The organism is Streptomyces sp. NPDC096310, from assembly GCF_044763125.1.
Classification (GTDB): Bacteria; Actinomycetota; Actinomycetes; order Streptomycetales; family Streptomycetaceae; genus Streptomyces.
The window spans coordinates 185216-200178 of sequence record NZ_JBIWFO010000005.1 but is presented as its reverse complement, the minus strand read 5'-3'; the positions used below and the strand labels follow the sequence as shown (position 1 = coordinate 200178).

Genomic DNA, 14963 nt, shown 5'->3' with positions numbered 1-14963 from the left:
CATAGGGGCGGATTGCCTGATTAAGTTGCGAATGTGTCGGAATACAGACTGATGTCCGCCCAGGAACCCCACGACCGCGCGTGGCCCGTGTGGGAAGTGCAGGGGCACGGCACGGTGACCGCCGTGGGAGACCCCCGGGACGGCGCCGAGCGGCACGAGATCCTGCCGCCGTGGGTCGATGTCCGCCTGACGTTCCAGGACGGTGCCCGGATCGACGTCCTCGCGGTGGTACGGGACGGCCGGATCGCCATCGAGGACGCGCAGGCCGATCCGCCGCTGGAGCTCGACGGTTTCGCGGCGCTGGCCGACGCGATCGAGGCACCGCTCCGGAACGCCTGCCAGGTGGTCGCCGGGCCGCACCGGCCGCCCGTACCGCAGCCGGCTGCCGCGGTCCCGTGCGAGGTGCTGCCCGACGCGGTGGAGCCGGGGGAGGCGCCTGCGGAAGCCCTCGATCCCCGCCCCGACGCTCCGGCGCGCGCGGACCGCCCCGAGCCGGAAGCCGCGCCGGAACCCGGGCCCGCGCCCGCTTCCGCGCCGGCTCCAGGGACGACGGATGTCGAAACGGCCCCCGACGCGGCCCGTGAGGCACCCGTCGAGGGCGACCACGTGCCCGCGGAATCAGGCCGCCACCGCGCCCGTACCTCCGCCCCGCGCGGTGTCGACGCGCGGCGCGGGGTCGCCGAGATCTACCGCGCGGCCCAGAGCGCCGGCCAGGACCCCGTGCTCGCCGTCATGTCCGCCACCGGGTTCAGCCGCCGCAAGGCGCTCAGACTGATCGCCGGGGCCCGCGACGACGGACATCTCAGCCCCCGGCACCACCGCCGCTGACCTCGCGCGGAGTCACCGGGCGCCGTCCGGGCTCACATCGAGCGCATCCGGTTCATCTCGACGGTCTGCTGGGAGATGACCTCGTTGGCCATCTCCCCGACCAGGATGTTGTTGCCCTCGGAGACCGCCTCGGTCGCCATCGTGACCGCGCCTTGGTGGTGAGTGATCATCAGCTTCAGGAACAGCTCGTCGAACGCCTTGCCCTTCGCCGCGCGCAACTGCGTGAGCTGGGCCTCGGTCGCCATGCCGGGCATCGTTCCATGGTCATGGCTGTGCTGATCCTTTGCCCCGCCATTGTTTTTCAGCCACGCTTCCATGACGTCGATCTCCGGCTTCTGCGCGGCGGATATCCGCGCGGCGAGCCGTTTCACCTGGGTCGAATCGGCTCTCTCCGGGGCGAGTACGGTCATGTCCAGCGCCTGGGAATGGTGGACGATCATCATCTGCGCGTAGGTGAAATCGGCCGAGTTGGGGGTGTCGTCGGGCGCGGCCTTCTTCGCCTCCTCCGGGGACAGCGTCTTGGCCGGTTCGCCCGGTTTTCCGGGCGCCACCACGCCAGGGCCCTGCTCCGCCTTGGTCTCGGCGGCCTTGTCGTCCCCCGAGTCGCAGGCTCCCAGGGCCAGTACGGCGAGGGCCACCGCCGCCGCGACGGCGGACCGGCGGGCCCGGGGGTTCCGGTGGCGGATCAACACAGTGACCTCCTACGACACATGGGCAGGACTGAACACGTTCCTAACACGCTTCCGCATGTGAGTGATCAAAAACTTTCATTACGTCTCTGTTGCCATCTGTTGATATGTACATGGGAGGGACGATACTGCCGAGGTCCGAGACCCGTTCAACTCTGGACGGATACAAGGGAGGACGTAGTGACCTCGTTGCACACCACTCGCGTGCGGCGCAGACGTCTGGGCGTGGCGGCAGCCGCGGCCGGGCTCTTCGCGACGCTGCTGACCGCCGGTCCGGCGGTCGCCACCCCCGACCCCGGCGACGCCCCGGCCAAGGAGAAGGTCTCCAGGAGCCAGGCCGCCGAGGTGAAGGAGGCCATCGCGCAGGGTGACATACCCGGCGTGGACGAAGTCGTCCACAGCTCCAACATCACCCACCTGGCCAACGTGCCGAAGGACCTGATCACGGGGACCAACTCGGATCTGGCCTTCCAGGGCAAGTACGCCTTCTCGGGGAACTACGACGGCTTCCGGATCTTCGACATCAGCAACCCGAAGTCCCCCAAGACCGTCGCGCAGGTTCTCTGTCCCGGATCGCAGAACGACATCTCGGTCTCCGGCAACCTGCTCTTCCTCTCCACCGACTCCTCCCGCAGCGACAACTCCTGCAACAGCGTCGCGCAGTCCGCGGCGGTCAAGGAGTCCTGGGAGGGCATGAAGATCTTCGACATCAGCGACAAGCGGAACCCCAAGTACGTGGCCGCCGTCGAGACGGCGTGCGGCTCGCACACGCACACGCTGGTGCCGAAGAAGAAGGACGTCTACGTCTACGTCTCGTCGTACTCGCCCAGCACGTCCTTCCCGGACTGCCAGCCGCCGCACGACGGCATCTCCATCATCAAGGTGCCGCGCAAGGCCCCGCAGAAGGCCGAACTCCTCAAGTTCGAGGTGCTGTTCCCCGAGGGCGGCAACCCCGGCGCGCCCACCAACCCGGGTGTCTCGGCGACCACCGGCTGCCATGACATCACCGTGCTGCCCTCCAAGGACCTGGCGGCCGGTGCCTGCATGGGCGACGGCGTCCTGATGGACATCAAGAACCCGGAACGCCCCAAGGTGATCGACCAGGTCCAGGACAACGTGAATTTCGCGTTCTGGCACTCGGCCACGTTCAACCAGAAGGCCGACAAGGTCATCTTCACCGATGAGCTGGGCGGCGGTGGCGCCGCCACCTGCAACGCGGAGATCGGGCCGAACCGGGGTGCCGACGGCATCTACGACATCGTCGGCAAGGGCGACCAGCGCAAGCTGGTCTTCCGCAGCTACTACAAGATCCCCCGGCACCAGGCCGACACCGAGAACTGCGTCGCCCACAACGGCTCGCTGATCCCGGTCAAGGGCCGCGACATCATGGTCCAGTCCTGGTACCAGGGCGGTGTCTCCGTCTGGGACTTCACCAACTCCTCGAAGCCGAAGGAGATCGCGTACTTCGAGCGCGGTCCCATCTCGGCCGAGACGCTGGTGGGCGGCGGCACCTGGTCCGCGTACTACTACAACGGTCACATCTACTCGAACGACATGGTCAAGGGCTTCGACGTGCTGAAGCTCGACGACCGTCTCACCGACCCGGCGAAGCGGGTGCGGATGGACGAGCTGAACGTCCAGACGCAGCCCGACTACTTCGGCGGCTCAGGCCACTGAAGGACGATGCCCCGAGATGTTCCGCCGGGCGGCCGCACGCCCGGCGGAACACCCAACTCCCAGTCGAGGTGGTAGCGGTCGAACAGCTCGGCCCGCAGCCGGGACAGCGGCATCGGTGCGCCCGGCATCAGCGCCGCGAAGACCGCGCCCATCAACAGGGCGCGCAGCATCGGATAGTCGCTGTCCGGATCCGCCGACCCGTACCGCCGCACCGTCTCGCGCAACAGTCCCGCCAGCCGCTGTTGCTCCGGGCACTGCACGAACCCCTCCGTCTGCAGAACGCCGGCCATATGGGTCCGCATCAGGACGGGTCGGTCCACCGTGAGTCCGAGGATCGCGTCGATCGCCCGGGCCATCCGCTCCCGGCCGTCCCGCGTGCACGGCTCGCGCTCCAGCGCGGCGGCGAGCGTTCGGTGCATCAGCCGGTGCACGGCGGACTGGAGAAGCTGCCGCTTCCCCGGAAAGTAGTACGAGATGAGTCCACGCGCCGAACCGGCCCGCTCCGCGATGTCAGCGAGCTTCGTGGCCTCGTAACCCCGCTCGGCGACCAGCTCCACCGTCGCCTGGAGCAGCCGCTCCCGTGAACGGCGGCGCAGCTCTTCATTGACCGACGCGCTCCGCGGGGACATGCTCGACTCCTGCGTTGACTGGCTCCAAGCCAGTATAATCAGGACGTCCCGTCGAGGCCTCCGGGCCCGCCGCACGGGGCTGCGCCGGTCTTGGGCGACGCGGGGGATCGCCCAAGGCCTGCGGCACCTGGCTGTGCTGGCTGTGCTGGCCTGCGTCCGGTCGCGACCGGACGGAGCGGTCCGCGGACCGGTGACGAGGTTCGTTCCGTGTCACGTTGAGCGTGTCGGGACCGGGGCCGGATGGGGGTGCACACGGCAGTCGCGTGCACCCCTTCAGTGCTGGAGCGCCGAGGATCGAAGTGTGCGGCCTGACGAAACGCTACGGCGAGGTCCTGGCAGTCGATGACCTGACCTTTTCCGTGCGATCCGGGGAGGTGACCGGCTTCCTGGGGCCCAACGGCGCCGGCAAGTCGACGACGCTGCGTATGGTGCCGGGCCTGGACGCCGCTACTTCCGGCACCGCGACCGTGGGCGGGCAGCCGTACGCCGCGCAGCCCGCGCCGCTGAAGGCGGTCGGGGCGCTGCTGGATCCAGGCGGGGTGCTGCCCGGCCGCACCGCCTGTCCCCACTTGCTGGCGCTCACGGCCGGAAACGGGATCCCGCGCGCCCGGGTGGACGAAGCGCTCGCGGAAGTCGGCTTGGAGAAGGTGGCCCGGCGCCGTGCGGGGACGTTCTCGCTCGGCACTCGTCGAGCCGCGCCACGACGGGCGCGGTGGCGAGGGCCGTACAAATGCCGTCCTGGTCATCGCAGTTGCGCAGGGCCAGATGCCTGAGGGCCGGCAGCCGGGTGCCGGCCAGAATCGGCGCGAGGTCCGCCACCTCGTAGTGACCGCCCCACGCCGAGGCACCGAGCCACAGATCCAGGTGTTCGAGTGCGGGCAGGTCGCTGGCCGCCACACCGCGGACCACCTCGACGGGCATGGCACTGGTCTCCACCACCAGCTTGCGCAGCCGTTCGTGGCGCACCGCGGGAAAGCTCAGGTCGGTGTCGCCGCGTACACCGAATTCCTCCAGCTCCGTGAAGGCGTTCAGCAGCGGGGTCACCTCACCCTGGGTGAGGTGGGAGGTCCAGTACGACTCCTCGCTGATGCCGCAGTCCCCCAGCAACTCCTCGTTGATGTCGCCGAGGAACAACGCACGCAGGGCGGGCAGTTGGTCACGCGTCGACACGAGGAGTTTGATCACCTCCTCCGGACCGTCGGAGGGGCCCCCAGCAACCCACGATCAGGGCGCACACCTGGGAGGCGTGGACGGCGGCGAGAAACCGGTCGAAGACCACGCCCCAATCGTCTCCTTCATAGGGGTTCGCCACGCTGATCCTCCAGGCCACCGACTCGGGAGCCGGCAGACCGGCGGCGTCCCCCGTATCCCGCACCGAAGCAGGGAAGTCGAAGACCGGCAGGCCGTGGAATTCCTGCAGCCGGTTGATGAGGCCCATGTGCGCCCGCTCTCTCGGTGTGTCCATGGATGGTTCCGCTCGTCGAACGCCCCGCATCCTGCCGTACTCGACATGTCTCACGCCCCCGCCGAACGGATCCCCGCGCAGGCTAACCTGTCCGACCTACCGGACCTGCCGGACCTGCCCGAGCCCCCGGACTGCCCCCGCGTCCTCTCACGGCACGGTGGCCGTGGGGCTCCCGGTCAGGTGCCGTGCGAGGGCCAGGCGTGCGGAGGCGGCCATGGCCTCGTCGACCATCTCCCCCTCGAACGTCACCGCGCCCGTCCCGTTCCGCTGTGCCGCCTCGACCGCCTCGATCAGCCGGGCGCAGCGGGCGAGTTCGGCGAAGCCGGGGGAGAACACCTCGTTGATCACGGGGACATGTGACGTATGGCTCGCCAACATCCCCTCGTAGCCGAGGGAGCGGTTCTGCCCCGCGAAGGCGCGCAGCCCCGACAGGTCGGTGATGCGTGTCCACACTCCGCTGACCGGGTGCGGGACTCCGGCTGCCCTGGCGTCCAGCAGGACGCGGGAGCGCAGGACCACGGTTTCGGTTCCTTCCGCGCTCCAGCGGTAGCCGAGGGCGCGTTCATCGAGGCAGGCATCGCGGCAGGGGTCCCGCATACGGACCGGCCCGAGGTCGGGGTCGTCCACGGTGATGATGTCCTCGCGTTCGGCGTACACGGGGTCGGCCGCGATGTCCGCCGCGTCGAACACCCGTGAGGCCACGACTTCGGCGCGGGCGAACTCCTCCAGGCACTCGGCGGTGGTGCGCTCCGCCACCCGGTTCCGCAGGCTCTCGTCCAACTCCCCGCGCCGCTCGTGCCGCTGCCCTACCGTGGCGAATTCCTGTTCGGGGAGTCCGAGCAGGCGTTACGTACCGAGCGCGGCGTCGCGGACGTCACCGTGAGCCATTCGCCGTCGCGGGAGCGGTAGGTGTTGATCACGGCCGCGGGGGCGACCGAAAGCTGGTTGCCGGAGCGTTCGGGTACGTGTCCCAGTTGGTCGTGGACGATGACCTGCCACTCGACGAGGCGGAACAGGGGCTCGAAAAGAGCGAGGTCGATCCATTCGCCGGCCAAGCCGGGGTCGTGGTCCCGGCGGTGGAGGGCGGCGAGAACGGCGTAGGCGCCCATCAGGCCGGTCACGGCGTCGCCGTGGGAGAAACCGGTGGGTACGGGAGGCCCGTCGGGGAAGCCGGTCAGGTGGACGACTCCGCTGCGCGCCTCGCCCACCTTGCCGAAGCCGGGAGCGTCCGCCTGCGACGAGGTGGCCCCGAAGCCGGAGATCTGCAGCAGTACGGCCCGCAGGGTGACGATGACGACGTCCGTCCAGGCGTCGAGCCGGCGAGCGACGGCGCGGCCGGCCTCATGGTGCAGATCGAGGGTGACCGCGCGCTTGTCGCGGCCGGCGACCTTGAACCACAGGGGGACGCCGTCGCGTCGGGGCCCCATCGTGCGGGCCGCGTCCCCGGCTCCGGGGGGTTCCACGTGGACGACGTCGGCTCCTTGGTCCGCGAGCAGGGAGCCCGCGAGTGGCCCGGCCACCACATGGGCGAACTCGACCACTTTCAGCCCGCGCAACTGGCCCTGGCGGTGGTGTTCCGTTGGTCGTCCGACACCGGTGTTTTCCCTCGCCACTGCTGTTCCCCATGCGGCTCCGACGCCTGTCGTCGGCGTTGGTGCGGCACGGTCCGTCGCCGTCAGGGGCTTCAGATTGCAGGAGTCGAGAAATACCTGTCCAGCAAGAGAAGGCCATCAATCAATGCGAAGAACGCATGAATCGGGAGGAGGCGTGGCTGCGCGGCGAGATGTGCTGCGAGAGCGAGATGTGCTGCGAGAACGCAGGCTCCGGCACGGCCGGGTGCGGCCTCACGGTCGCCCCGGCCACGGCTTCACGCCCAGGACACCCCGGGCGGAAGAGCGCGCCCCTGGACGCGGGATTCCTGGAGCGTCCGAAGGAACCGCTCCGTCACGGTCGGGAGGGTGCGCCGCGCACGCAGCGCGATGTCCAGACGCCGGTCCACCACGGGGTCGACCAGAGGCCGGAAGACGATGGGCCCGGTCCCCATGAGCGGGAGCACAAGGGCGGGCACCGCCGACACCCCGAGGCCGGCGGCCACCAGTCCGCCCACCGTCGCGACGCTGCCCGCCTCGGCCGCCGGTGCCGCGCGGGCGTCGATCTGGGCGAACGCCGCATCGGTGAGCCGGCGCACGCTCGAATCGCGCCCCACGGCGAGGAAGGGCCGGCGGGCCAGGTCGTCCCAGGCGATCTCGTGGCGGTCGGCGAGCGGGTGACCTTCCGGCAGGACCGCGACGAAGCGGTCCCTGACCAGGGGGCGGTGCTCCAGCTGTTCGGGCGGGTCCCCGACGGTGGTGATCGCGAAGTCGGCGTCGCCGGACAGGACCCGGCCCAGTACCAGCCGCTCCAGGCCGTCGAGGATACGTATCGCCACCTGCGGGCGCTGCTCGCGGAAGTCGGAGATCACCTGCGGCAGCAGAACCGCGGCGACCGAGGGCAGGGTGGCCACGCGGACCGTTCCAGACTCACCGAGCAGGTACCGGCTGAGCTCCTTCATGCCGGCCCGGTGAGCGGTGACGATCTGCTCGGCGATACGCAGGGCCTCCACGCCCGCCGCGGTCAACCGCACGTTCCGGGTGTCCCGTTCGAGGAGCTGGACGCCGAGCAGTCGCTCCAGGTCCGCGACCGCGCGGCTGAGCGAGGACTGCGACACATGCATCTCCGCGGCGGCCGCGGTGAAGCTCGTGGCCCGGGCGACGGCCGCGTACGCCGCCAGTTGACGCAGGGTGGCTTCCATGGCGGATGAGCATAGGGCGTCTCCGCGTCCTTTGATGCGCTGATCGCATGGATAGATCTCGGTTTGATGCTGGACACCGATCCCGTGGTGCTCCGAAACTCTCGCGTAACACATCAGCGCGTCTCGCCCCCGGGCCCCGCTCACTCGCCGCCGAGGGCCGTCCCCCGAGAAAGCGAGCACCGCAATGCTGGCCGCCCTGGTCTTCACCCCGGACGCCTACTACTTCGGCGTACTGCCCGTACTCGCCGAAACCGCGAACGGATTCGGCACAGACCCGGCCGAGGCCGCCCGGGCCGCCATTCCCGGCCAGATGACCACAGGATTCCCGCTCAGCCCGCTCACCGCGTCCACCTTCATCCTGGTCGGCATGAGCGGTGTGTCGCTCGGCGAACACCAGCGCTTCATTTTCCGGTGGGCTTCGCCACCACCCTCGTCATGACGGCCGGAGCCCTGGTGACCGGCGCCTTCTCCCTGTGACACCGGCCCCGTCCCCCGCACACCCCCGTACGGCTCCTGCCCGCCGCATCCCTCGCGGGCTGCGGACCCCCGCCACCACCGCCACCGCCGGAACCACCGGCCAAGTCGTCGACCGAGACGAGGACCCATGAGAAGGATCAGCAGACGTACGGCGCTCACCCTCACCGCGGGTGCGGTCACGGCGCCGGCCGTCAGTACGGCAACCGCCGCGGCGGCCGGCACCACGACCGCCGCATCCCCAGGACAGCCATCATCCTCCGGCCCCGATCCGGTCCTGCGGACCGACCTCGTCACGCGGGTGACACCGAGGAACAACTGGCTGGTGACGGCCGTCGCCCTCCGGTACGGGCGGCGCATCGACCTACGCGGCGGTGTGATCCCGCCCGCCACCTTCCAGGTGAACGCCACGGTGGGCGGGCAGACGGCGGCTCGCACCGTGACCCGGGTCTACTCCAACACCACCGCGGCGGTGGACGACCGGCTCCGCCCCGGACGGCCGGGGCCCCATCTGATCGTCGAACTCGACCCGGACGACCCGAACGCGCGGGCTGCCGGCACCGATCCCCTTCCGCTCGACCGCGCCTACAGAATCAGGCAGGTGGCCGACATACGGGCTCCGGGAGGCGAACCGATACTCAGGGCGGGCCCGTTCGCGAGCCGGAACGACGGCGTCATCAATCCCGTCGTCGACGACTTCACCGCCGGGTCCTTCACCGACTCCGCGGGCTTCGAGCTGGACTTCCGGCTCTACCAGCCGGAGCCCTTCGTACGGAACCCTCAGGCGCGCACCCGGTACCCGCTCGTCGTCACCCTGCACGGCGGTGGCGAAGTCGCCGACAACAACATGACCCAGCTGACGGGCAACCGGGTCGCGGTGACCTTCGCGAAACCCGAACGGCAGCGCCGCGACCCGGCGTTCGTCCTCTCCCCGCAGATCCCGCTCCCGCGCCCCATGGAAGGACCCGACGGCACGGACTGGACCGACGCCAAGGTCCAGGCCGCGCTGATCGAACTCATCGACGCCTTTGTGCGGGAGCACCGCCGGAACGTGGACACGGACCGGCTCTACCTCGTCGGCCTGTCATCAGGCGCGCGCGGAATCTACAGCCTGCTGCCGAAGCGGCCCGAACTGTTCGCCGCCGCCCTGGCCACGGCCGGCTGGGGCGACACGGCCACCGTGGACAGGATCGGGCACATTCCGATCTGGGCCGACCACTCCGTCGACGACCCGGTCGTCCCCTACCGGGAAGGCCGGTTCGGGCGACCCGGCACCTGGACCCTGATGAACGCGCTGGAGAGCGCCGGCACCCGGGTCACCCGTGGGGAGTGGGCCAACGATCTGCCGAAGGAGCAGTTCGAGGCGCGCTCCCGCGCGCTCCTGCACCAGGCCAGGAGCGCGGGCAGTCACACACTCTTCACCAGCTACACGTCCGGCACGACACCGGTGAACCCTCATCTCGCATGGGCCCAGACGTACGAGAACGATGTGGTCGTCGACTGGCTCCTCGCGCAGTCCCGGTAGCCGGCCGCACACCGCCGACACTCCATGGTCTCATCCGTGAATCCTGTTCAGGTCATTGTCAGTGGTTCCCCGCAGCTCTACGCTCTCAGCTCGCACGGTCTCGTTCGTGAACCCCGTTCATATATCTGATGGGAGAGTTCGATGAGCGGAAGACCACATCGCCGTCCCGGCGCCCTGCCGATCAGCGTGATCACCCTCCTCGCCACCCTCGCGGCGATCCTGCTCGTCCCGGCCTCCGCCTCCGCGGCGACACCGCACCACGGGGACGGTCCCGCCGCCGTCCCGTCCCCTCGGACGGTCGTCATCGACGGAGCCCGGTTACGGCAGGCCCGTATCCGCCTCGACCGTGGTGACCCCGAACTGCGCGCCGAGGTTGCCGCGTTGACCCGGAAGGCCGACTCCTGGCTCGGCCAAGGCCCCTGGACCGTCACCGACAAGCCCGCGCCCGCTCCCGGCGGTGACCCGCACGACTACCTCAGCCAGGCCCCCTACTGGTGGCCCTCCCAGCCCAGGACCGACGACAACCCGTGGGGCTGCCCGTACGTCTCACGCGACGGGGAACGCAACCCCGAGGTCGACACCGGCACCGACCGGCCCGACATCGGCAAAGTCGTCAACTCCACCACCACGCTGAGCCTCGCCTGGTACTACACCGGTGACCGGCGGTACGCCCAGCACGCGGCCCGGATCCTGCGTACCTGGTTCCTCGACCCCGCGACCCGGATGAACCCCCATCTCGACCACGCGCAGTTCATCCCCTGCAAGTACGACGGCCGCGCGATCGGCATCATCGACTTCTCCCAGCAGTACACCAGCGTGCTCGACGCCGTCGCCGTCCTCGACACCGGCGCCCCCGGCTGGTCGGGCGGCGACCGTTCCCGGATGCGCCAATGGAACAAGGACTTCCTCGACTGGCTGCTCCACTCGCCCTTCGGCAAGGAGGAATCGGAGGCCGACAACAACCACGGCACCTTCATGGACATGCAGGTCGCCGCGCTCGCGCTCGCCACCGGCGACCGCGCCCTGGCCCGGGAAACGGTCCTCGCCGCCCGCACACGACGCATCGACACCCAGATCGCGGCGGACGGCGGCCAGCCCGGAGAACTCGCCCGCACCCGTAGCTGGCACTACTCCACCTTCAACCTCGTCGCCCACGCGCGCCTCGCGGCGATCGGCCACAACGTCGGCGTGAACCTGTGGGCCCACCAGGGGCCACAGTCGCAGAACCTGTTCGCGGCGGTCGGCTATCTGCTGCCCGCGGCGACCGGGACCGCCGCCTGGCTCCATCCGGAGCTCGAGTTCTACCGCTACGCGGCCTTCGACATCGTGCGTGCCGCGGCGGACGCCGGAGACCGCAGGGCCCGTGCCGCCGTGCCACATCTCCAGCCGCCACCCGGCGGAGACCTCTGGGAACTGCGGCCCGCCGCCGAGCAGCTCGACTCGATCGCGGGCTGAGCCGCCCACGCCCACCGCACAGCCGACAGACCTCGTGCCCCTCCCGTACGAGAGGCCCTAGCGGGCCCGGCTGTGGTCGGTCCGGTCGACCCCGGGGCCGACCGGACCGACGAGGCGGTCGGCTCGCTCGTCGTCGTAGAACTGGCGTTCCACCACGGCGCGGGCCCGCCGGGTGGTGCGGCGGTAGTCCTCCAGCATCTCGCCGACGTGGCTGGGGCCGTAGCCCAGGTAGCGGCCCACCGCGGCCAGTTCTCGGATGTCCGTCGGGAAGGTGTCGCCGGGGCGGCCGCGGACCAGCATGACGGCGTTGCGGACGCGGCTGGCCAGCACCCATGCCTCGTCGAGGGCCTGGGCGTCCTCGGTGGGGATCAGCCCGGCTGTGTGGGCGGCGGCCAGGGCCTCGCGCGTGCGGGTGGTGCGCAGACCGGGTTCGGCCCAGCCGTGGCGCATCTGGAGCAACTGGACGGTCCACTCGACATCGCTGAGACCGCCTCGGCCGAGCTTGGTGTGGGTGGTGGGGTCGGCGCCGCGCGGCAGCCGCTCGGACTCCATGCGGGCCTTGAGCCGCCGGATCTCGCGGATCGCGTCCTCGCCGAGGCCCTGGTGCGGATAGCGCAGCGGATCGATCAGCTCGATGAAGCGCGCGCCGAGGCCGGGGTCGCCCGCGACCGGTTCGGCGCGCAGCAGCGCCTGGCGCTCCCAGACCAGCGCCCACCGGCGGTAGTAGGCGGTGTACGAGGCGAGGGTGCGCACCAGCGGACCGGACCTGCCCTCGGGGCGCAGGCCGGCGTCGATGACCAGGGGCGGGTCGACGGTGGGGAACTGGAGCAGCCGTCGCATCTCGTTGGCCACGGCGAACGCGGCGCGGGCGGCTTCCTGTTCGTCGGCCCCGTCGCGCGGCTCATGGACGAAGAGCACGTCCGCGTCCGAGCCGTAGCTGAGCTCGTGGCCGCCGAAGCGGCCGAGGCCGATGACGGCCAAGCGGGTGGGCGGGTCGTCGCCCCAGGTGTCGCGGACGGCGGCGCGCAGGGCGCCGGCGAGGGTCGCGGCGTTCAGATCGGAGAGGGCGTCGCCGACCATGTCGACCAGCACCCCCGGACTCGCGGGCTCCTCGGACAGCGCCGTACGGATCGGGGGGCGGGCCGCGACGTGGGGCTCGGAGTCACGCGGCGCGCCGGGCACCCCGTTCACCAGCCGCGCACTCTCGATCACATCCGCCGCCGCCGTACGGAACAGCTCACGCTGCCGCACGCCACGCGCCACCGCGACCGCCTGCTCGGCGCTGTCGGCGCGCCCCACCGCGGCCAGTACCTCCCGCTCCAGATGGGCTCTCCCACGCGGGCGCAGCCTTGCCGGGTCGCCGAGGAGGACGACCGCCTCGCGGGCGCGCAGCAGCAGGTCGGGGGCGAGCCGCCCGGTGGAGAGTATCCGTGCCAGGTTCTCCACGGCGGCGCCCTCGTCGCGCAGCAGCCGCAGGTACCAGGGTGTCGTGCCCAGCGCGTCGGAGACCCTGCGGAAGCCGAGCAGCCCGGCGTCCGGGTCGGCGGAATCGGCGAACCATCCCAGCAGTACCGGCAGCAGTGAACGCTGAATGGCCGCTTTCCGGGTCATCCCGGATGCCAGCGCCTCCAGATGACGTAGGGCGGCGGCCGGGTCCGCGTAACCCAGTGCCGCCAGTCGCCGGCCCGCCGCCTGCGTGCTCAACCGGGCTTCCCCGGACCGTAGTTGCGCCACCGCGTCCAGCAGCGGCCGGTAGAACAGCTTCACGTGCAGCCGCCGCACCTCGCGCGCGTACCGTCGCCACGCCGTGGCCAGCTCGCTCACCGGTTCCGTGCGGCGGTCCCAGTGGTACAGGGCGCCGAGCGACCGCCCCAGTCGCCGCAGAGCCGCCTTGTCCTCCGCCACGAGAAGGGTGCGGCGCAGCCGGTGGAGCTGGACGCGGTGTTCCATCGAGCGCAGGAAGCGGTACGCCTCGTCCAACGCGGCCGCGTCAGAACGGCCCACGTAGCCTCCCGCTCCCAGCGCCGCGAGCGCGCCCAGCGTGGTGCCGACGCGCAGCGACTCGTCGGACGGGCCGTGCACCAACTGCAGAAGCTGCACGGCGAACTCCACCTCGCGCAGGCCCGCGGGTGCGCGGTCGGCATCGACGGCGGGGGTGTTCTCCCCGAGGCGGCGGCGCATCTGCCGCATGTACGGCACGAAGTCCTCGCGCTCCGCCGCCGACCAGACCATGGGCGCCAGCGCGTCCACGTACGCCTGCCCGAGCGCGCTGTCACCCGCCACCGGCCGAGCCTTCACCAGCGCCTGGAACTCCCCTAACCTGGCCCGCCGCCGGTAGTACGCCAGATGGCTGGAGAGTGTCCGCACCAGCGGGCCGTCGCGCCCCTCCGGGCGGAGGCCGGCATCGACCGGCCGGATGGTGCCCTCGGCCGTGACGTCCGAGCAGATCCGCATCAGCCGGGAGGCCAGCCGGGCGGCCGCCCGCAGCGCCCTGGCCTCCTCCGTCCCGTTTACGGCCTCGGCGACGAAGATGACGTCCACGTCCGAGACGTAGTTCAGCTCGCGCCCGCCGTACTCGCCCGCCCCGATCACCGCCAGCCGGCAGGCCGCGGCGTCCTCCGGCAGCTCCTCCGCCGCGATCTCCAGCGCGGCCCGCAGCGTCGCCGTCGTCAGGTCCGACAGTTCGGCGGCGGACCGGGTGACATCGGTGATGCCGCACACATCGCGCGCGGCGATGGCCAGCAGAGCCCGGTGGTAGCCCACCCGCAGCGCGTCCGGCCGCGGCAGCCCCGCGCCGGGCTCGCCCCGGACGCCCTCGGTCAGCGCCTGCTCGAAGCCGGAGGTGGTCGGGCGCGGGGCCGCCGCCTCGTACGTCGCCAGCGCCTGCCAGTGCCGCGGATGCCGGGCCAGATGGTCGCCCAGCGCCTCGGACGCCCCCAGCACCCCGAGCAGCCGGTCGCGCAGCGGCTCGGCGGTGACCAGGGAGTCCAGCAGCGCCTGCCGGGAGTCGGCGCGCTCCTTGTCGTCCCCGTCCTCCGGCGTCTCCGGGAGCGCCCGGACCAGCCGTACCAGCCCGCGCAACGCGAGATCGGGGTCGGCGGTCGCCCCCAGCCCGTCCAGCAGCGCCGAATCGCCGCGCACCCCGGCCAGCTCAGGCGCGTCCAGCAGCCGCTGGGCCGCCGAGGCGTCGGTGAAACCGTGGCGCAGCAGCCGGCTGGGGCTACTCCTCCTGCGTCCTTGTGGTAAAGCCATGCGCGCCGCCTCCGTCCCTGGCCGACATTCCCGCACTGCCATGATCAAGGCCCGCAGAGGAGCACGAGCCCGAGCGAACGCCATTGCGATGCCGACCCAGATAAATCCCAAAATAAAATTTTACTTAGTGATGCTCACACCGTGCCGGCCGGTTCATGTCGAGCCGTCACGGAATCCC

12 protein-coding genes and 2 pseudogenes are annotated in these 14963 nt (G+C 70.9%); 6 read left to right on the top strand and 8 right to left on the bottom strand.

Annotated elements, in window-relative coordinates; all coding sequences use genetic code 11:
* The first annotated feature begins 33 nt into the window (after positions 1–33).
* Positions 34–828: a DUF6214 family protein gene (locus tag ACIQ7D_RS14480; RefSeq protein WP_403937308.1), complete on the top strand. Its 795-nt coding sequence runs from the start codon at positions 34–36 to the stop codon at positions 826–828.
* A 32-nt stretch (positions 829–860) separates the two neighbouring features.
* Here the strand turns inward: ACIQ7D_RS14480 and ACIQ7D_RS14475 are convergent, their stop codons facing one another.
* Entirely contained in the window at positions 861–1514 is a 654-nt protein-coding gene (locus tag ACIQ7D_RS14475; RefSeq protein ID WP_403937483.1) for a DUF305 domain-containing protein, read from the bottom strand.
* Between the two features lie 183 nt (positions 1515–1697).
* On the opposite strand from ACIQ7D_RS14475, the gene ACIQ7D_RS14470 reads away from it, so the two are divergent.
* Positions 1698–3194: an LVIVD repeat-containing protein gene (locus tag ACIQ7D_RS14470; protein WP_403937306.1), complete on the top strand. Its 1497-nt coding sequence runs from the start codon at positions 1698–1700 to the stop codon at positions 3192–3194.
* Here ACIQ7D_RS14470 and ACIQ7D_RS14465 read toward each other — a convergent pair.
* A complete protein-coding gene (locus ACIQ7D_RS14465; protein WP_403937304.1) occupies positions 3170–3823 on the bottom strand; it encodes a TetR/AcrR family transcriptional regulator in 654 nt (217 codons plus the stop codon). The two genes, ACIQ7D_RS14470 and ACIQ7D_RS14465, sit on opposite strands and share 25 nt — an antisense overlap.
* A gap of 293 nt (positions 3824–4116) precedes the next feature.
* Between ACIQ7D_RS14465 and ACIQ7D_RS14460 the strand changes: the two are divergent.
* Positions 4117–4515, top strand: a pseudogene (locus ACIQ7D_RS14460) (ATP-binding cassette domain-containing protein); the annotation flags it as partial.
* Here ACIQ7D_RS14460 and ACIQ7D_RS14455 read toward each other — a convergent pair.
* The 5 genes from ACIQ7D_RS14455 to ACIQ7D_RS14435 form a co-directional block, all read right to left on the bottom strand.
* Positions 4403–5008, bottom strand: coding sequence for a hypothetical protein (locus ACIQ7D_RS14455; RefSeq protein WP_403937490.1), 606 nt, complete (start codon positions 5006–5008; stop codon positions 4403–4405). The pseudogene ACIQ7D_RS14460 and the gene ACIQ7D_RS14455 overlap by 113 nt on opposite strands.
* Positions 4980–5261 carry a hypothetical protein gene (locus tag ACIQ7D_RS14450; RefSeq protein ID WP_403937302.1) on the bottom strand — a complete coding sequence of 94 codons (282 nt, stop codon included), beginning with the start codon at positions 5259–5261 and terminating at the stop codon, positions 4980–4982. The genes ACIQ7D_RS14455 and ACIQ7D_RS14450 overlap by 29 nt, the downstream gene beginning before the upstream one ends.
* Before the next feature lie 174 nt (positions 5262–5435).
* Positions 5436–6068 (bottom strand): CoA transferase, encoded by a 633-nt coding sequence (locus ACIQ7D_RS14445; RefSeq protein WP_403937300.1) that lies wholly within the window; start codon positions 6066–6068, stop codon positions 5436–5438.
* A gap of 26 nt (positions 6069–6094) precedes the next feature.
* On the bottom strand, positions 6095–6901 hold the full coding sequence (locus ACIQ7D_RS14440; RefSeq protein WP_403937298.1) for a CaiB/BaiF CoA transferase family protein: 807 nt from the start codon (positions 6899–6901) through the stop codon (positions 6095–6097).
* A 254-nt stretch (positions 6902–7155) separates the two neighbouring features.
* The gene (locus ACIQ7D_RS14435) at positions 7156–8079 is read right to left on the bottom strand and encodes a LysR substrate-binding domain-containing protein (protein ID WP_403937296.1); all 924 of its coding nucleotides are present in this window, start codon (positions 8077–8079) and stop codon (positions 7156–7158) included.
* 184 nt (positions 8080–8263) lie between these two features.
* On the opposite strand from ACIQ7D_RS14435, the gene ACIQ7D_RS14430 reads away from it, so the two are divergent.
* The 3 genes from ACIQ7D_RS14430 (at position 8264) to ACIQ7D_RS14420 (ending at position 11533) form a co-directional block, all read left to right on the top strand.
* Positions 8264–8518, top strand: coding sequence for a hypothetical protein (locus ACIQ7D_RS14430; protein ID WP_403937294.1), 255 nt, complete (start codon positions 8264–8266; stop codon positions 8516–8518).
* Between the two features lie 165 nt (positions 8519–8683).
* Complete coding sequence (locus tag ACIQ7D_RS14425) at positions 8684–10078, top strand: phospholipase (protein ID WP_403937292.1); 1395 nt, start codon at positions 8684–8686, stop codon at positions 10076–10078.
* A 141-nt stretch (positions 10079–10219) separates the two neighbouring features.
* The gene (locus ACIQ7D_RS14420; RefSeq protein WP_403937290.1) at positions 10220–11533 is read left to right on the top strand and encodes an alginate lyase family protein; all 1314 of its coding nucleotides are present in this window, start codon (positions 10220–10222) and stop codon (positions 11531–11533) included.
* 135 nt (positions 11534–11668) lie between these two features.
* On the opposite strand, the pseudogene ACIQ7D_RS14415 reads toward ACIQ7D_RS14420, so the two are convergent.
* Positions 11669–14785: pseudogene (locus ACIQ7D_RS14415) on the bottom strand (bifunctional [glutamine synthetase] adenylyltransferase/[glutamine synthetase]-adenylyl-L-tyrosine phosphorylase); the annotation flags it as partial.
* Positions 14786–14963 lie beyond the last annotated feature (178 nt).